Below are 17951 nucleotides of genomic sequence, written 5' to 3' on the forward strand. Positions count from 1 at the left end.
ACGGCGGCAGCGCCGCGACCGCGGAAGGACCCAGCCCATGGCACGCTCCAGCACGGCCGACATCGCGCACGACACGCGGCGGGACGAACGGCACCGGCGGGCTTTCTCGGTCATGCCGGCCATCGAGCGGCTGGGCGACCGCACGGGGCCGGCGCGACGCTATGTCTCGGTTGCCGCCGCCGTGGCGGCCGTCGGCGGGCTGTTGTTCGGGTACGATACCGGGATCATCGCCTCGGCCCTGATCTTCATCACGCAGAGTTTCGCGCTTTCGACGGCGGGGCAGGAATGGATTGCGGCGGCGCTGAATATCGGGGCGATATTCGGTGCCGTGCTGAGCGGGCCGATATCGGACCGGTGGGGGCGGCGCCCCGCCATCATGGTCGCGGCGGCCATCTTCGTCGTGGCGTCGGTGGGGTGCGGCCTGGCGCCGGGCGTGGGCGTGCTGATTTTCGCCCGGCTGTGGCTTGGCGTGGCGATCGGCGCCACGACGCAGATCGTTCCGGTCTATGTCGCCGAACTGGCGCCGGCCGAGCGGCGCGGGGGGCTGGTGTCGCTGTTCCAGCTTGTCTTTTCGCTGGGGCTGCTGCTGTCGTTCTTCGTCGGCTATCTGCTGTCGGGGACGGCCGAATGCTGGCGGCCGATGTTCATGCTGGGGGTGATCCCGGCGCTGCTTCTGGCGCTGGGCATGGTGTTTCTGCCCGAGAGCCCGCGCTGGCTTCTGCACCACCAACAGGAGCGGCGCGCGGTTTCGATCCTGTACCGGCTGCGCGGCCACCACCGGCATGTGCGCCGCGAGCTGAACGATGTGCTGGCCGCCGGCGATGCGGACGCCCCGCAGGCGGGATGGGCGGACCTGCGCCGCCGCTGGGTTCGGCCGGCGCTGGTCGCAGCCCTGGGGATTGCCGCGCTTTCGCAGCTCTCGGGGCCGAATGTGATCGTCTATTATGCCCCGATCATCCTCTCGCAGACGGGGCTGGCCCATTCCGCCGCCCTTCTGACCTCGGTCTCGGTCGGGGTGACGTCGACCGTCACCACCGCGATGGGCATCGCGCTGATCGACCGGGTCGGGCGGCGGCGCATGATGCTGGTGATGCTGCCCTTTGCCGCCCTGTCGCTGTTCGTGCTCGGTGCCGTGTTCCTCGACCCCGCGCCGTTGGGGGGTGTGCGCATGGTGCTGATGGTCGTGTCCCTGCTGGGGTATATCTTCTTCAATTTCGGCTCGCTTTCCGTCGCCGTCTGGCTGGTGGCGGCGGAAGTCTTTCCGCTGGCCATCCGCAGCAAGGCGATGGGGCTGGCCAGTGCGACCGTGTGGCTGGCCGATACGATCGTCTCGCTCGTCACCCTGTCGCTGGTCCAGGCGCTGGGGACGACGGGGACCTTCTGGCTGTTCGGGGCGATCAACGTCCTGTCCTTCCTGTTCGTCTGGAAATACGTGCCGGAGACGGTGGGGACGACGCTGGAGGAGATCGAGGGATCGCTGCGCGCCGGTACGTTCCGGCCCGCCGGGCGGTGACGCCGCCCGGCGGCGGATGCTTGCGGCGGGGTGCCGTTTTCGGCACGCTGCCGGGTGGCGACCGCCGGGGAAGGGCTGTCATGCGCTAATTTCTCTTCCCCCCGGGGGTGTTTTGCCGCCATCAACCATGCTGGTCGGTCAGCACAAGGAAAGCCCCCCTGCTTCAGCACCTGGACAGCCTGCTGCATCATTATGGTTACGGTATCGTGACCCTGGCCGTTCTGCTGGAGAGCATGGGGATCCCCATCCCGGCCGAGACCTGCATCATCACGGCGTCGCTCTACTGCCTCAAGACGCACCATCTGGCCATTCAGGGCGTGGCGCTGGCCGCCATCGCCGGGGCCATTATCGGCGACAATTGCGGCTATATGATCGGGCGGCATTTCGGGCTGCCGCTGCTGGAGAAATACGGCGCGCGCATCGGCCTGACCCGGGAACGGCTGATCCTGGGGCGGTACCTGTTCAGCCATCATGGCAGCGCCATCGTCTTCCTTGGGCGCTTCGTCTCGCTTCTGCGCGTATTCGTGGCACTGCTGGCGGGGGCCTGCAACATGCGCTGGCGGCGCTTCATGCTGTTCAACAGCCTGGGGGGCACGTGCTGGGCGGGCGGCTATGCGCTGGGCACCTATATGCTCGGGCGCAAGATTTCGCAGGTTTCCGGCCCCACGGGCATTGCCATCGGCATCGTGACGATCGTCGGGCTGGTCGGCTCGGGTATCTTCCTGCGGAAGAACGAGAAGAGGCTGACCCAGCAGGCGATGAAGGAAGCTGCTGCACTTTCGGCTTATCCGGGGACGTGAGCCGGTCGTGAGGAAGGGTCTTCTTTTTCTGAAGAAAAAGAAGCAAAAAGACTTTTGATCGGCTCGGGAGTTTTGTGCCGGGGTACGCGAGGCCCTGAACGAATTAGAGTTTTTTGGTTCTTTTTTTCAAAAAAGAACGAAGACCATTCCGCGCCGTCCGTTCCGAAAAATACAGGAATAGAGCAGAAGCACAGAAATTCTTCCGGCCGCGAAAGTCGATCTCTTTCGGTGGTCCCTCCTGCCGGTTGCGAGTATTGTGTGGTGGTGATCGCACTTTATCTTGAAGGGCCATGTCGTCATCTGTTCTTTTCCGGATGAACCTGATGGTCCACAAAACGTTGGCGTTGTGTTTTGTTTGGAGCATTGTTGGATGGCAGGTTTGTACAGGCCTCGAAGGGCCTCGGAATGGGCGACGTGCGCGGTTGCGTTTCTGCTCATCGTTCTCGGGCTTCCCCTGCTGATCATGGGGGCCGAGCTGGCCCTGCTCGGCGGGTCGCTTTACTATGTCGTGGCCGGGGCGGCCATTATTGCCGGCGGCGTGCTGATGCTGATGGGATCGGTGGCCGGGGCGCTGCTGTATCTGCTGGCATGGCTGCTGACCTGGCCCTGGGCCCTGTGGGAAGTCGGGTTCGACGGCTGGGGGCTGCTGCCGCGCCTGCTGGGCCCGACGCTGATTGCCGTTCTGGTGGTGTTCACCATTCCCGTTCTGCGCCGTATCCAGAAAACATCGTTGGCACAGAAGGGAATTGCGTGATGTCCAGGACAGATCTTTCTGCCGCCACGGCGCTGTGCGGCCTTGTGCTTCTGTCCGCCGTGGCGGGCAGCGTGCCGGCCCATGCACAGAGCGCCTACAAGGAAGCGCCTCCCGGTCCGGGGGATGCGGATGCGCCGGGCAAGCCGTCCGACAACCGGTTTGCCGGCCCTTCGCCTTTCGCGCCGCAGGCGCCGGGTGTGAATGCCGCGAATATTCCCGATGGGCCGCCCGCCGAGCCCAGCGAGGCGACGCCGGCCGTCGAGCAGGTCAGCAGCCATCCGGCGCACGACGACTGGCCGGCCTATGGGCGGGATACCGATGCCACGCGCTTTTCGCCGCTGGAGCAGATCACGCCGGAGAATGTGGGGCGGCTTTCGCGCGCCTTCGTCTACCATACCGGCAGCAAGCCGGCGCCGGGGCAGGTGAACAAATGGGCCGCCGAGACCACGCCCATCAAGGTGGGTGACGGGCTGTACATGTGTTCGGCCATGAACGACATCGTGAAGCTGGACCCGGCGACCGGCAAGGAAGTCTGGCGGCACGATGCCGGGGTGAAATATGCCAGCATTCCCTATACGGCGGCCTGCAAGGGGGTGGTGTATTATACGTCCTCGAGCGTGCCGGAGGGACAGCCCTGCCATAATCGTATCCTCGAAGGCACGCTGGACATGCGGCTGATCGAGGTCGATGCCGATACGGGCAAATTGTGCGAGGGCTTTGGCTATCACGGCCAGGTGAACCTGATGAAGGGCATGGGCGAGTCCGTTCCGGGCTTCGTCTCCATGACCGCGCCGCCGCCGATCGTGAATGGTGCGATCGTAGTGAATCATGAAGTGCTGGATGGCCAGCGCCGCTGGGCGCCTTCGGGCCTGATCCGCGGCTACGATGCCGAGACGGGCAAGTTTTTGTGGGCGTGGGACGTCAATCGTCCGGACCAGCATGGGGAGCCTGCCGAAGGCCAGCATTACAGCCGGGGCACGCCGAATTCTTGGGCGACCATGACGGGCGATAACGGGCTTGGGCTGGTCTATGTGCCCACCGGCAATTCGGCGGCCGATTATTACTCGGCCATGCGTTCGCCGGAGGAGAACAAGGTTTCGTCGGCGATCGTGGCGCTGGACGTGAAGACCGGTTCGCCGCGCTGGGTGTTCCAGACCGTGCACAAGGATGTCTGGGACTACGATATCGGCTCGCAGCCGACCATGATCGACTTCCCCGGCCAGGACGGCCCGGTTCCGGCGCTGGTGGTGCCGACGAAGCGTGGCCAGACCTTTGTGCTGGATCGCCGCGACGGCAAGCCGCTGCTGCCGGTCGAGGAACGCCCGGCGCCGCTGGATACCGACGTGAAGGGCGATCCGCGCTCGCCCACCCAGCCATGGTCGGTCGGGATGCCGCGCCTGGGTCTGCCGGACCTGAAGGAAAGCGACATGTGGGGCATGTCGCCCATCGACCAGCTTTTCTGCCGCCTGAAATTCCGCCGGGCCAAATATGAGGGCGAATTCACCGCCCCCAGCGTGGAACGGCCGTGGATCGAATATCCCGGCTATAACGGCGGCAGCGACTGGGGCAGCATGGCGTACGACCCCCGGACGGGCGTGCTGATCGCCAACTGGAACGTGACGCCGATGTACGACCAGCTGGTCACGCGCAAGAAGGCCGATGCGCTGGGCCTGATGCCGCTGGACGATCCGAACTTCAAGCCCGGCGGCGGCGGGGCCGAGGGCAACGGCGCCATGGCGGATACGCCCTATGGCATTGTGGTTTCGCCCTTCTGGAACCAGTACACGCACATGATGTGCAACAAGCCGCCCTACGGCATGATCACGGCGATCGACATGCACACCCGCAAGGTGCTGTGGCAGCATCCGCTGGGCAGTGCCCGGGCCAACGGACCCTGGGGTGTGCCCACCTACCTGCCGCTGACGATCGGGACGCCCAATAATGGCGGGCCGGTGGTGACGGCCGGTGGCGTGGTGTTCGTCGCCGCCACGACCGACAACATGCTGCATGCATTCGATGCCAAGAGCGGCAAGGAAGTGTGGAACGACGTGTTGCCGGGTGGTGGGCAGGCGACGCCCATGACCTACGAGTACAAGGGCAAGCAGTATGTCGCCATCATGGCGGGCGGGCATCATTTCATGATGACGCCGGTCAGCGATGCGCTGGTGGTTTACGCGCTGCCTGACGGGAAGTGAGACTGTAGGGGGTGTTTTCGCGGGGCTCTGCCCCGCACCCCGCCAAAGGCGGTGCCTTTGGAAACCGCTTGTTTTGAGGGGCTGTTTTACAGGAACCGGTGGCGGGGCCTGTGAGGCAGTCCCCTGACGAATGGGGTCAAGGGGCCGACTGGCCCCTTGCGGGTTCGGGCAGAGCCCGACGCCTGACCACACGTTCCAGAACAAAAATACCGCCGATCGCAACCAGTCCGAGGGCAAGCTCGTGGCGGGCATGCGGATCGACCGCCATCGCGGCGAGGACCGCGCCGAGGCCCGCGAGGGTGAGGAGCGCCGCGCGGCGCCCCTCGCGCACCAGGTACAACCGGGCGAGGACGATCATCATGTTGCCCGCGATGATGAACACGCCGACGACGCTGATGAGGAATGCGAACACCACCGTCGGCGACAGGATGGCCGAGGCCGCGACGGCGGCGCTGGCGGCGGCGATGCCGAGAACGGCCCGGTGGGGGATGGCGCTTGCGCTGTCGGTGGCCCGCAGGGCGGCGGGGGCGTTTCCGGCCAGGGCGACGTCGCGCAGGATGCGCGACGAGGCGTAGAGGCCGGAATTGAGGGTGGAGAGGACGGCCGCGAGGATGACCACGGTCATCATCATGTTGGCGAAGGGGATGTGCAGGGCGTCCAGCACCGCCAGGAAGGGCGAGTGGCCGGGGGTGAGGGCGCGCCAGGGCAGCAGGCACAGGATGACCGCGACTGAGGTCAGGTAGAAGCCCAGCAGGCGGATGGCGATGGTGCGGGCGAGGCGGGCGATATTTTTTTCCGGCCGGTCGGAATCGAGGGCCGCGATGGTGCCGATTTCGGTGCCCGCCATCGAGAAGACGACGATGGGCACGGCGCTGAGGATGGCCACGCCGCCATGCGGGAACAGGCCGCCGGCCGCGAATGCGGCGCGGGGGACATGGTGGCCGGTGGCCAGGGCGATGGCCCCGATGGCGATGAAGATGACCACCGCGGCGACCTTGGTGAAGGACAGGCAATATTCGGTTTCGCCATATCCGCGCACCGAGGCGAGGTTGAGCGCCGTCATGCTGCCCAGCACCAGCAGTTCCAGCAGCCAGTAGGGCAGCGGCACCAGCGGGGCGATGAGCGAGGCGGCGGCCATGATTTCCGCCGCCAGCGTGGTGATCCAGACCAGCAGGTAGGTCCAGCCCATGACGAAGCCGTAGCGTGGGCCGAGGATATGGCCGACCTGGCTGACGAAGGAGCCGCGCGGGGTGCGGCCCAGCAGGTCGCACAGGATCAGGTTGACGAAGAAGATCAGGATGCCGGCGACGGCGTAGGACAGCAGCACCGCCGGCCCGGCCATGGCGATGGCGCCCGACGAGCCGATGAAGAATCCGGCCCCCATGACGCCGCCGAGCGAGATCATGGTGATGTGGCGAATGCGCAGCGAGGATGCCGCCGGAGGGGCCGCCGGGATGGGTTGGGTGCTGCCTGGCGCCACGTCTTGTCCTTTTCCGTTGGTCCGGTTCGGTTGTCTGGGCGGGCGGCCTAGAAGGTGGCCGGGCCGGGGGAGGGGGCGATGAAGGGAAAGGCCTGCCGGTCCAGCAGCTCGACGACCGCGCGGTGGGCGGATTCCAGCGCCGCGTCGGTATGCGGGCTGGCCGCGGAATCGGCATTGGCGATGGCGATGCGGCCGAAGGGCTGGCGGCCGATGACGCAGGGGCGCTGCGCGCTTTCGGTGAAGACCCATTCGGGCGGGTCGTAGAGGCTGTTATAGGTATAGGCGTAGCCGTGCGGCCAGCGATTGACGGTGATGGCGGCGATGTCGCGCCCCGCATCGAACCCGCCCGGGCCGAGGATGCGTTGCATCTGGGCGCGTATTTCGGCCTCGAATGTCTGGAACGAGGTGGCCAGCAGCATGGCGCGGCCCGCGCGGTGCTGGTCGCGCTTGGTGGGCAGGCCGGGGACGCCGTAGGTCTTGATCAGCCGCACCACGTTGGGCATCGCGGGATCGGAGGGCGCCCTGAGGCCGCCGAGGGATGCGGCCTCGGCGAGCTGCACCTGCTCGAAATACTGGCTGGGGCAATCGATGTCCGCGGCACCCAGCCTGTGGAACGCGTGCCAGTTGCGGATTGCGACGTTGGCGTAGACGATCGGGCCCTTGACGCCATAGGACAGGGCCGCCTTCTGCGGTGCCGGCAGGGTCGGGACCATGTAGGGGATCGCCATGTTCCAGCAGGCGAGCACCACCTGCCGGGCGCGCACGCGGGTAATCGCGTCGGGATGTGGGTTGCCGGCCGGGGCGCAGAGGATGGAAACGGTTTCGGCCTGGTCGGGCGGGCCGTCATGGGCGATTTCGAGGGCCAGGGTGGACAGGCGGATGCGGGTGGGGGCGCCCGGCATATCCAGCTTCGCGTAATCGAACTGGGCCGTGCCCATCTCGTCCTGGCTGCGGGCGCGGGTGGCGGTGGGGACCAGGGCGGCGACCAGCAGGCGGGCGAGGGTGGCGTTGCCGTCGGGGAAATGTACCGACGAGCCGCTTTCGGCCTGCCGCCCATGCTGGCCGCCCGGCAGGTCGGACAGCAGGCCCTGCGGCAATTCCCCCAGTCCCAGACCGGAAAAGCCGGGATAGCCCATGGCCCAGGCGAACAGGGCGGGCATGGCGTCGGCGCCCACGCAGAAGACCCCGGCCCCGGCCTTGGCGAAGATCCGGACCACCGAGGGGTCGACCCCGGCGCAGTCGGCCAGGTAGCGGTCGTAGGGCAGGGCTGCCAGCCGCTTCTTTTTCTCCGCGATGCCGAGTCCGGAGAGATAGTCGGGCTGGTGCGGCGCCAGGAGGCGGGCGAGATCGGCCCGGGCCTTTTCGCCCAGCGGGGCCCTGGCCACGAAATCGGGGCCGAAGCCGTACCAGGACGCGCCGGGGGGAATGCGCCTTGGCACCAGGGCTTCCGACGCCCAGGCGCCCTTGTCGAAGAAGAAGGCGCGGTCCATGCCCAGCCGGTCGTACAGGCCGGCTTCGCGCCTGTTCTCGCGCAGATAGGCCGTGAGGTCGACGCCGATATCGTCGAGCACGCGGCGGGCCCACTGGCCGTAGCGGGCGGGAGATTCGATTTCGAGCGTGCCGCCGTTGAGGGCGAGCAGGTGGCCGTCCACGACGAATTCGTTGCGCTTGGCATGGCCGCCGAAATCGTCGTGATTGTCGAGGATCAGGACCGATTTTCCGGCGCCGGCATAGCGGTGGAAGAAATGGGCGGCGGCGAGCCCGCTGAGGCCGCCGCCGACCACCACGAGGTCGTGGACCGCGCCGCTGTCATGGCCGGTGGTGGGTTTCAGCGTGCCGTCGCGCAGGGCATGGGCGGCCTCGAACGCGCCGGGGTGGCTGCCGCGCAGGCCGGTGCGGCGGGGTGGGGGCACGCTGTCCGGCCCAGGGGTGGCAGCAAGGGTCGGGGCGGTGCCGAAGGGGGCGCCGGCCGACATTGTTGCGGCGGCAACGCCATTGATGAAATCGCGGCGCGTGATCGCGGGGCGGTCTGACATGGGCGCGCGACTCCGGACGTGATTCCGCGGACCCCTCCAGGCTGTTCGCCGGATGGGCATCGGGACGCGAACGATGGCTGGATTGTCGGTATTGTTATAGGAACGATACGATGGGCGGGCAAGAAAATTTTCACGCTCGTGAAAAAACCGGTTATATCCGGACATGCTGATCGTTCACCCGGTGAAGGCGGTGCATGGAAAATCCGGATGGTGGGTTGGGGCGGCATCTGCGCCAGCGGCGGAAGGCGCTGGGCCTGTCCCTGCAACGGATCGCGGATGGGGCCGGGATTTCGGTCGGGCATCTGAGCCAGATCGAACGCGGCCTGTCCTCGCCCTCGGTACGCGACCTGGTCCGGATCGCGGAGATGCTGCATGCTTCGGCCAGCGATTTTCTCGACCCGTCGGGGGCGGCGGACCCGATCATGGTCCGGCGGACGCGCCGGCCCCCGGTGGCGCTGGGGAACGGTATCGCGAAGCGGCTGCTGACGCCGCAGGACGAGGCGCCGCTGAAGATGTTCATGGTGACGCTGGCGCCGGACAGCACGACGGGCGACGCACTGTATACCCATGAGGGCATCGAGGCCGGGCTGGTGCTGGAAGGGCGGATCATGCTGGTGGTAGAGGAGCGGGACATGCTGCTGGAGGCCGGCGACAGTTTCCGTTTTGCCAGTCCCCGGCCGCATCGTTTCATGAACGCGCATGACGGCGAAAGCCGGGTATTGTGGGTCAATTGCGCGCTGCCGGCCGGTGGGCCGGGCTGATGGCGGCGGGGGGAGGGCCGGGCCTGTATGGCCGGCTGGCCGGTCTGCGCCTGCGATGGTACGGCCGGGTGGGGCGCGACCTGCTGGCGCGGCATTGGCAATGGGCGCTGCTGGCGGGCCTGCTGGTGCCGGGGACGCCCGTCGTGGGGCCGTTTCTGGAATTTTCCCTGCTGCTGGGGGCTGTGGTCGCGCCCGGGATGGGGATGGCGGGGCATGTCGGGCCGGCGGTGGTGGTCGATCTGGCGGCCATGCTGTGGGTCCTGCCGCAGCGGCGGGCGCTGGCGGGGGGTGCGTTCATGACGTACGTGGCCACGCTGCCGGTGGGCCGCGCCGTTTGCCTGTCGGTCGCGGCGACGGTGCTGGCGGTGGCCGACGGCCCCTTGCTGCTGTCGGCGGGGGTGGCCGCCGGGCGGATCGGCCTGCTTGCCGGTGGGGCGTATCCGCTATGCTGTTTTCTGGTGGTGCTGGGGCTGGCGGGGGTGGCCCAGCATGCCGTTGTGATCCGGCGGTGGGTTCTTCTGGGCCCGGTTGTGGTGGGGGATGTGCTGGCTGTCGCCGGGCTGGATGTGGCGTCGCCCGTGGGGCGCTGGGGCCTGCTGGGCGTGGCGCTGGCCGGGACCGTGGGGCTGGCCGGGTTCGGTGGCCGCCTGGCCGGGATGGGGGGACGCCGGCGGGCCCGGCTGCCCGGGCGGGCGGCGGTCGTGTTCGATCGGGCGGGGTTTGTCACGCCCGCGCTGCGGGTGCAGTGGGGGATTCTGGCGGATCGGCCGGTGCTGTCCGTCCTGCGGATCGGGACGGCAGTCGGGCTGGCGCTGGGGGTGGCGCGGCTGGTTGCGCTGTTCGATTTCGACACGCGTGCGGTGCCGACCCTGATCGTGGCCGTGGCGGCGATCGGGCTGCTGCTGGCGGGCCTGTATCGCACCCTGTTCGATGCGCATCGGGCGGCGGCGGGTTATCTGGCCACGTTGCCGTTGCCGCCGCGCTATTGGCCATTGCGCGACACGGGGTTTCTGATGCTGGTCAATCTGGTGCCCCTGGCGATCCTGTTGCGGCCGCAGGGGCGTGCGGGGGGTGGCCTGCTGGCGGTCCTTGCCGGGCTGGCGGTGGCGGGGCAGGGGCTGCTGGTACTGCTGCGCTGGCCGGTGCTGCATGGCGGGCGCTATCGGCTGGTCCTGAGCCTGCTGCTGGCCGCCGGCTGGTCGGGGGCCGCGATGGCGGCGGTGTCGCGATGACGGGCGGGGGGCATCTGGCCTGTTCGGGGCTTCGGGCGTCCGTGCAGGGGCGCACGGTCTTTGCGGGGCTTGGGCTGGAGCTGGGGCCGGGGGTACATGCGTTGCGGGGGGAGAACGGCATCGGCAAGTCGACGCTGCTGCGCATGCTGGCCGGGGCGCAGCCGATCGAGGCCGGTCGGGTCCTGATCGACGGGATCGACCTGGTGCGGGCGCCCGGGGAGGCGCGGCGGCGGCTGGCCTATGTGCCGGATGGGAGCCCTGTCTATCCGTTCATGACCGGCGAGGATCTGCTGCGGTTCGTCGCGGCCGCGCGGCGGGTAGAGGTTGGGGCCGATATCCGGGCCATGCTCGGCGGGTTCGGTCTGGACCGGCATCTGCGCACGCGCTTCGATGCCCTGTCGCTGGGGACGCGCAGGAAGATGCTGCTGTGCGCGGGCTGGATCGGCGCGCCGCCGGTGCTGCTGCTGGACGAGCCCTCGAACGGGCTGGACCGGGCCGCGCGCGACGATCTGGCGCGCCTGCTGCGGGAGGCCGGGCGGGACCGGATGGTGCTGTATGCGTCGCACGACGAGGCGTTCATCGCGGCGAGCGGGGCGGCCACCATCGGGATGCTGTCATTGTTCGGCGCCGGCTGAGGCGGGCGGCCGTGCCGCGACCAGGGACAGGGCGGCGAGGTCGAGGAGATAGAGGAGCGAGAGAAGGGCGATGGTCCTGCCCACGCCCCATGAGGCGGCCAGCGTGCCGATGGCCACCGGGCCGAACCCGCCGACGAGCCGGCCCGCGTTGAACAGCAGGTTCTGGGCGGTGGCGCGGATCGGCGCGGGGTAGCAATCGCTGATCAGGGCGCCGTAGCCGCCGATCATGCCGTTGACGAAGAAGCCCATGGCCGCGCCCGCGAGCAGCAGGTCCAGCGGCGTCGTCATCCGGGAATAGACGATGACCATCGTGGCGGCGCCGAGCATCCAGACCCTGAAGGCGGTCCTGCGCCCGACCCGGTCCGCCACCTGGCCGAAGGCGAGCATGCCGGCCGCCATGCCCAGGACCGTCATGGCCGTCCACAGGCCCGTGCGGGTCAGGCTGTAGCCGAAACGGGTTGCCAGGTCGTTCGGCAGCCAGATCATGACGCCGTAATAACAGAAATTCTGGACCGAGCAGAGGATCAGGATGCCCAGCGCGTTGCGCCGCGCGGGGGCGTTGCCGAGGATCCGGCGCAGCGGCGCCACGATGCCGGTCGGGGCCGGGCGGGGTGCGCGCGTGGGCTCGGGCAGCCGGCTGCGGAGGAGTGCCGCGACCAGGGCCGGCGCGGCGCCGAGCAGGAACATGCCGCGCCAGCCGATCGTGGGCAGCAGGATAGGCGTGGAGACCGCCGCGAGGAAGACCCCGGCCTGCCAGCCGAGCCCGACATAGGACGAGGCCCGGGCGCGGTAGGCCGGTGGCCAGGATTCGGCCACCAGTGCCATGCCGATCCCGAATTCTCCGCCCAGTCCGGCGCCCGCCAGCACGCGGTAGGCCAGCAGTTCCGGGTAGGAGCGGGCGATGCCGCACAGGCCGGTAAACAGGGCGAAGAGGACGATGCTGATGGCCAGGACCCGCACCCGCCCCAGCGCGTCGGACAGCAGGCCGAAGACCAGCCCGCCGGCCACCGTGCCGAAGAGCGTGGCGCTGACCAGCCACGCCCCCTGCGTCAGGCTGAGATGCAGGTCGCGGACCAGGGCGGGCAGGATGAAGCCCAGGATCAGGAAATCGAAACCGTCCATCGCGTAGCCGGCGGCGGAGCCGGCTACGCTGGCCCATGGGCGGGAGAGGGTGGGAAGATGTTCTTTTTTGAAAAAAAGAACCAAAAAACTTTTGATCTGTTTTTGAGTTTTTTGCTGGGGCATGTCTGTCCCTTAACGAATCAAAGTCTTTTTGCTTCTTTTTCTTCAGAAAAAGAAGAGACTTCGTTCGTGCGCCGCCGCTTCAGCACCGTGCAGGCCAGCGCCGCGACGAGCAGGGCCGGGCCGCAGGCCAGCGGCCATGCGACCAGGGCGAAGGGGAGATTGCCTTCGGCGTGGATCAGAAGGCACAGGAGAACGCCCAGCAGGACATAGCCGCCGAGGCGGGTGCGGCGGCGCGTGGCCTGGGTGCCCGCATGGCCCAGGAGTGCGCTTCGGCCCCGTTCGTTGCCCGCGGCCAGCAGCATGGCGGCTGCCAGGCCGCAGAGGATGAGGGCGAGCGGCATGTCAGGCTGCCGGGCGGTGCGAGGCGGCGTAGGCGAAGCCGGCGGCGAGCAGGATTGCGACGGCGCTGGTGCCCTGTTCGATGGCGCTGTGCCAGGGCGCGCCGAAGGCGGCGACTGCCGTGAGGGCCAGCACGGCGAGGCCGGACAGCACGCGCCAGCCCCGGGCGGCGGGCAGCAGCATGGCGAGGGCCAGCAGCAGGCCCCAGGCGATGAAGACCGCTTGCACCTCGCGGTCGGCATGGGCGGGCAGGGTGGGGGGCAGCAGGCGGTTGGCCAGGAAATAGGCGGCGAAGGCGGTTGGGGTGCCGGCGATCATGCCGACGTTCAGGCGCTCGACCCTTTCCGTCGGGCGGCCCTGCCGGCGCCTGCGGAGGGTGCGCAGCCTCAGCCCGCTGGCGATCACGGCTGCCAGCATCAGGCCCGAGACGAAATAGAGCCAGCGTGTGGGGAGGGGGGCGAAGCGGGCCACATGCAGGCCGTAGAGCGTGGCGAAGGTGGAGATGACCGGCCGGTGTTCCCGATAATCGGCCAGGATTTGGCCGGTCGTGCCGTCCAGGCGCAGTACATGGGTGGCGAAGCCGATATGGGCGCCGTTATCGCTGGTGACGATGATGGTCGCGGCCGCATCGGCGGGGTTGTAGACATAGATCTGGGCGATGCCGTCGGCGCCCATGCGGCGCGCGGCCTCGCGCAGCATCGGTGCGACCGGCGCCAGGGTGCCGGGTGTGCCGGCGGCCGGGCGGGCCACCATGGCGGGGGAGAGATCGTCCTGAAAATCGGCTGAACTGTTCTGATAGGCGGAGGTGGCGCCCCACGGCAGCAGCAGGCTGCCCAGCGTGACCGCGCCGGTCAGCGCGATGGCCAGATGGAAGGGCAGGGCGACGACGCCGAGCAGGTTATGGGCGTCGAGCCAGCTTCGCTGCCCCTTCTGGGACCGGAAGGTGAAGAAATCGGCGAAGAAGCGCCTGTGGGCGACGATGCCTGTGACCAGGACCAGCACCAGCGACAGGGCAGCGATGGCGGCGAGCAGGCGGCCGAACGGGTAGGGAAGCTGGAGCTCGAAATGAAACCGGTAGAAGAATTCGCCGCCCAGCGTATCGCGCAGCGTATCGGGCGCGCCGGAGAGCGGGTCGAGCGCGTGCTGGACGAACTGGCCGTCCGGCTGCTGCCACACGCCCCAGGTGAAGGGTGCGCGCGGGCCGGCTGCCGTGAGGTACCAGGCGGAGGAGTGGGCCGCATGGTGTTGCAGCCAGTCGATCGCGGCCGCGCCGGCCTGGATGGGGTCGGCGGTGCGGCCGGCCAGTTCGGGGCGCATCCACATGCTGATTTCGGGACGGAAGACGCTGAGCGTGCCGGACAGCACGATGGCCAGCAGGACCCAGCCGGTGAGAAGGCCCGCCCAGTCGTGCAGCCAGGTCATCGCGGTGCGGAAGGTGGGCTTCATGGCCGCCATCCGCCCAGCAGGGCCAGGGCTGCCGGCAGGGCGGCGCCGCACGCGATGGCCATGCAGACCTGGAGGAGGGTGCGGAGCGCGAAGCACAGCATGACCATTGCCGGCCAGACCAGCAGGCCCGCCAGGATTCCGGCCGTCACGTTTTCGGCCGGCGACCAGGGCAGGCAGAGGGACAGCGCCAGCGCCGTGAGGGCGGCGATGCCGTAGCCGCCGCCGATGGCCGCCACCGTGCGCACGGCGACGGCCGCCCGGCCGGCGGACGGGCGGCGGTGGGGATTACCAGCTGTAGCCAATGGTGGCCTGGGCGTTGCGGCGTTCGCCGTAATAGCAGAATTCCTGCCCGTAGGAGGCGTAGGCCATGCAGTTGGCGATGAACTTCTTGTCGAAGAGGTTGCGGACACTGGCCGACACCGTCCATCCACGAAGCGAGCGGGAGGCGTTCGACAGATCGTAGCGGAGCGACCCGTCGAAGACCGCATATTGCGGCACCCAGACGCTGCCGTAATCGGCCTCGCCGCCATAGGATTTCGCGGTGTAGCGCAGGCCGCCGCCGAAACCGAGGCCTTTCACGGGGCCGGACGGCATCGTGTAGAAGGCGAACAGCGAGGCATTGCCTTTGCCGGACTGCATCAGCGGCTTGCCGGTCGAATCGTCATGGACCTTCTGGACGCTGACGGCCGCGTCGATCATCAGGTTCTTGAAGGCTTCGGCATGCGCTTCGAACTCGAAGCCATCCGAATGCACAAGGCCGCTCTGGACCGAGTAGCCGGTGCTGCCGACGGCAACCAGAACATTGGTCTGCTCGATATGGAAGCCGGCGGCGGTCAGCAGGAGCGAGGTGCCCGGAAGCTGATATTTCAGGCCGCCTTCAAGCTGTTTGCCGACCGATGGACTGGCCTGATGCAGCGACAGTCCGCCGTCGCTGGAAACCAGTCCCGATTGCGGCTGAAACGATGTCGAATAGCTGATGTAGGGCGCCAGGCCGAAGCCGAAATGATACAGGCCCGATGCGCGCCAGGTGATCTGGCTGGGGCTTTGCCGCGTCGTGCCGCCGTACTGGTTGTCGACCTGGGTGGAGCGATACCAGTCGTTACGCAGGCTGCCGGTCAGGATCAGGCGGTTCCAGCGGATTTCGTCCTGCCCGTAGACGCCGACCTGATGGGAATCCGTTCGGTAATTCACCCACGGGTCGGGTGCAGGAATGACCATGTGGTAGTCGGGATGGAAGACATCGAGGTCGGGTGCGGCACCATACTGTCCGACTTCCGTCGCGCTCTGCTGCATGTAGTCGAAACCGAACATCATCGTGTGCTGCAGGGGGCCGGTACGCACATGGCCCTTGAACTGACTGTCGAAGGCCAGATTGTGCGCGTGCTCCCTCGTGGCGATCGCGGAGCGGCTCAGCAGGCCTTCTTCCTCGTTTGTGTAATATCCCATGTCGTACACGCTGCGATATTCGGTCATGATATCGTCGTATCGGCCGCGGGACGTGAAGCTCCAGTCCTTGTTGAACTGGTGATTGAAGATATAGGTGATCGAACCCTGCCGGCGGTTGAATTTCTCGAACGGCACGTCGCCGTCATAGAAATTGCGCGGCAGATAGCCGTACGATGCGCGCTTGAGCGAGCCGACCAGCGGGACGCCGCCATAGGTGCCGTTCTCGGGATCGTATTGATAATTGCCCAGCAGTGTCAGCGTGGTCGGCCCGTCGCCGCCGAAGGTGAAGGAAGGGCTGATGGAGAAGCGGCGGCTGCCTGTCCTGCTGAGCTGGGTGTGCTGGCCGTTGACGGTGCCGTAGATGCGGTAGCGCACGAGGCCGTCATTCGTCGCATACCCGCCGACATCGGCATCCACGCGATAGAGGTCGAAGCTGCCGCCCGTCGCGGCCACGCTGCCGTAGGAGCGCAGGTCGGTCGGCAGCTTGCTGGACAGCGCGACCAGTCCGCCGGGGCTGGACTGGCCGTAGAGCGCGGAAGCCGGGCCCTTGAGGATTTCGAGCCGGTCGAGGCGCGAGGTATCGGTCTGGGCGACGGCATAACCGGTCGGGCTGTCCTGCAGTTTCAGTCCGTCGAGGAAGGTCGGCACCGTGAAGCCGCGCAGCAGGAACTGGTCGTAGCGCGTGCCCACGCCGCCGCGCAGGTCCGGGGTAATGCCCGCGGCGTAACGGACGGCCTGGTTCAGACTCAGCACGCCGCGGACGTCCATCTCGTTCCGGGTGACGACGGTGACGGATTGGGCGGTGTCGATCAGCGGCGTGTCGCTCTTGGTGGCCGAGGCGGCCACGGTCGCGGCGCGGCGGGCGCGGACGACGATATGTTCGGCCTCCGTGGCGCTGGTCTTCATGCCCGTGGCTTTCGTGCCGGCAGCCCGCGTCTTTCCGTCCTGCGCCGGCTTGGCCTGCACCTGCTTGGGTGGCGCGGGCCGGGGGCTTTCGGCCGCCAGGGCCGGTGACGTTGCCAATAGCAGCCCGATGGTGAGGGAAAAGGATCGGGAAGGACGGGTTTCGGCAGTCACTGGTGCTCTCCGGCTTGGGAGGCGCACTATTGTGCATATGATAATTAATCTCAACTTCATTTAATAAAACAAAACTTGTATGCGTCTGTCGTGTGGCAGGCATGCGTTTCGGTTATGCGTTCGGGGGAACGTGACGGAGGCGGGCGTGGTGTCGGTCCGGTGCTCAGACCGTGAACTGTTCCGCGAGAATCCGTTCGGACAGGCTCTGGTCGGCGTCGAAGAGGAGGGTGGCGTGCAATGTGCGGTCCTCGGCGATTTCCACCCGTACCACGTCGCGGACCTCGGTGAAGTCGGCGACGGCCGCGACGGGGCGTTTTTCGCTTTCCAGGATCGTCAGCGTGACCCGGGCGGTGGAGGGCAGCAGCGCGCCGCGCCAGCGCCGGGGGCGGAAGGCGCTGATCGGGGTCAGTGGCAGGAGATTGGCCGAGAGCGGGACGATGGGGCCGTGGGCCGACAGATTATAGGCCGTCGAGCCCGCCGGGGTGGCGACCAGCACGCCGTCGCAGATCAGTTCGGGCATCCTGACCCGGCCGTCGACCGCGATTTCGATCTTCGCGGCCTGGCGGGTCTGGCGGAACAGGAACACGTCGTTCAGGGCCAGGGCCCGGGTTTCCACGCCCGCCCTGTCGACCGAGCACATGCGCAGCGGGTGCAGCGTCGCGGCCTGGGTGCGGGCCAGGTGGGCCGGCAGGTCGTCGGGCAGGGTCGGGTTCATGAGGAACCCGACCGATCCGCAATTGATCCCGTACACCGGTATCGGCTGCCCCAGCATGCTGTGCAGGGTTTCCAGCATGAAGCCGTCACCGCCCAGGCAGATGACGGCGTCGGCGTCCTGCGGGGCGTACTGGCCGTAGCGGGCGACCAGTTCGTCGCGGGTCCGGCGAGCCTGGTCGTTGGGGGCCGAGATGAAGCACAGGCGGCGCGGGGCGCCGCCATGGGGCCAGATGGGGGGATGGACTTCGGTCATCGCGCGGGCGCGGCCGGGTGGGGCG

General features: G+C 67.9%; 15 protein-coding genes. 7 read left to right on the forward strand and 8 right to left on the reverse strand.

Going from position 1 to position 17951, the window contains the following annotated elements:
- Window positions 1-37 precede the first annotated feature (37 nt).
- The 4 genes from HLH27_RS14770 to HLH27_RS14785 all read left to right on the forward strand — a co-directional run bounded on the left by HLH27_RS14770 (window position 38) and on the right by HLH27_RS14785 (window position 5262).
- Entirely contained in the window at window positions 38-1513 is a 1476-nt protein-coding gene (locus HLH27_RS14770; protein ID WP_182950807.1) for a sugar porter family MFS transporter, read from the forward strand.
- A 206-nt stretch (window positions 1514-1719) separates the two neighbouring features.
- Window positions 1720-2313, forward strand: coding sequence for a DedA family protein (locus HLH27_RS14775; protein ID WP_338029923.1), 594 nt, complete (start codon window positions 1720-1722; stop codon window positions 2311-2313).
- Between the two features lie 370 nt (window positions 2314-2683).
- On the forward strand, window positions 2684-3067 hold the full coding sequence (locus tag HLH27_RS14780) for a glycerol dehydrogenase (RefSeq protein ID WP_182950808.1): 384 nt from the start codon (window positions 2684-2686) through the stop codon (window positions 3065-3067).
- Window positions 3067-5262 carry a pyrroloquinoline quinone-dependent dehydrogenase gene (locus HLH27_RS14785; RefSeq protein ID WP_182950809.1) on the forward strand — a complete coding sequence of 732 codons (2196 nt, stop codon included), beginning with the start codon at window positions 3067-3069 and terminating at the stop codon, window positions 5260-5262. The genes HLH27_RS14780 and HLH27_RS14785 overlap by 1 nt, the downstream gene beginning before the upstream one ends.
- Before the next feature lie 136 nt (window positions 5263-5398).
- Here HLH27_RS14785 and HLH27_RS14790 read toward each other — a convergent pair whose 3' ends face one another.
- Together HLH27_RS14790 and HLH27_RS14795 are read right to left on the reverse strand one after the other, a co-directional pair.
- Window positions 5399-6742 (reverse strand): amino acid permease, encoded by a 1344-nt coding sequence (locus HLH27_RS14790; protein WP_338029924.1) that lies wholly within the window; start codon window positions 6740-6742, stop codon window positions 5399-5401.
- 47 nt (window positions 6743-6789) lie between these two features.
- Complete coding sequence (locus tag HLH27_RS14795; protein WP_182950810.1) at window positions 6790-8778, reverse strand: NAD(P)-binding protein; 1989 nt, start codon at window positions 8776-8778, stop codon at window positions 6790-6792.
- A 194-nt stretch (window positions 8779-8972) separates the two neighbouring features.
- Here HLH27_RS14795 and HLH27_RS14800 point away from each other — a divergent pair, with 194 nt between their 5' ends.
- Genes HLH27_RS14800 through HLH27_RS14810 form a run of 3 tightly spaced genes read left to right on the forward strand, consistent with a single transcriptional unit; the run spans window position 8973 to window position 11406 of the window.
- Window positions 8973-9539 carry a cupin domain-containing protein gene (locus HLH27_RS14800; protein WP_182950811.1) on the forward strand — a complete coding sequence of 189 codons (567 nt, stop codon included), beginning with the start codon at window positions 8973-8975 and terminating at the stop codon, window positions 9537-9539.
- Window positions 9539-10771, forward strand: coding sequence for a hypothetical protein (locus HLH27_RS14805; protein WP_182950812.1), 1233 nt, complete (start codon window positions 9539-9541; stop codon window positions 10769-10771). Before HLH27_RS14800 ends, HLH27_RS14805 begins: the two co-directional genes overlap by 1 nt.
- Window positions 10768-11406: an ABC transporter ATP-binding protein gene (locus HLH27_RS14810; RefSeq protein WP_182950813.1), complete on the forward strand. Its 639-nt coding sequence runs from the start codon at window positions 10768-10770 to the stop codon at window positions 11404-11406. Before HLH27_RS14805 ends, HLH27_RS14810 begins: the two co-directional genes overlap by 4 nt.
- Here HLH27_RS14810 and HLH27_RS14815 read toward each other — a convergent pair.
- The 6 genes from HLH27_RS14815 to HLH27_RS14840 all read right to left on the reverse strand — a co-directional run bounded on the left by HLH27_RS14815 (window position 11386) and on the right by HLH27_RS14840 (window position 17926).
- A complete protein-coding gene (locus HLH27_RS14815) occupies window positions 11386-12528 on the reverse strand; it encodes an MFS transporter (protein ID WP_182950814.1) in 1143 nt (380 codons plus the stop codon). The two genes, HLH27_RS14810 and HLH27_RS14815, sit on opposite strands and share 21 nt — an antisense overlap.
- A 140-nt stretch (window positions 12529-12668) precedes the next feature.
- Window positions 12669-12992, reverse strand: a complete 324-nt coding sequence (locus tag HLH27_RS14820) for a hypothetical protein (protein WP_182950815.1) — start codon at window positions 12990-12992, stop codon at window positions 12669-12671.
- A 1-nt stretch (window position 12993) separates the two neighbouring features.
- Window positions 12994-14436: a PepSY-associated TM helix domain-containing protein gene (locus tag HLH27_RS14825; protein WP_182950816.1), complete on the reverse strand. Its 1443-nt coding sequence runs from the start codon at window positions 14434-14436 to the stop codon at window positions 12994-12996.
- Window positions 14433-14681 (reverse strand): iron transporter, encoded by a 249-nt coding sequence (locus tag HLH27_RS14830; RefSeq protein WP_182950817.1) that lies wholly within the window; start codon window positions 14679-14681, stop codon window positions 14433-14435. The genes HLH27_RS14825 and HLH27_RS14830 overlap by 4 nt, the downstream gene beginning before the upstream one ends.
- 40 nt (window positions 14682-14721) lie before the next feature.
- On the reverse strand, window positions 14722-17019 hold the full coding sequence (locus tag HLH27_RS14835; protein ID WP_408870857.1) for a TonB-dependent siderophore receptor: 2298 nt from the start codon (window positions 17017-17019) through the stop codon (window positions 14722-14724).
- A gap of 103 nt (window positions 17020-17122) precedes the next feature.
- Window positions 17123-17926: an NAD kinase gene (locus HLH27_RS14840; protein WP_182950818.1), complete on the reverse strand. Its 804-nt coding sequence runs from the start codon at window positions 17924-17926 to the stop codon at window positions 17123-17125.
- Between the last annotated feature and the right edge of the window lie 25 nt (window positions 17927-17951).

Origin of the sequence: Gluconacetobacter takamatsuzukensis, assembly GCF_014174275.1 — a bacterium.
GTDB lineage: Bacteria > Pseudomonadota > Alphaproteobacteria > Acetobacterales > Acetobacteraceae > Gluconacetobacter > Gluconacetobacter takamatsuzukensis.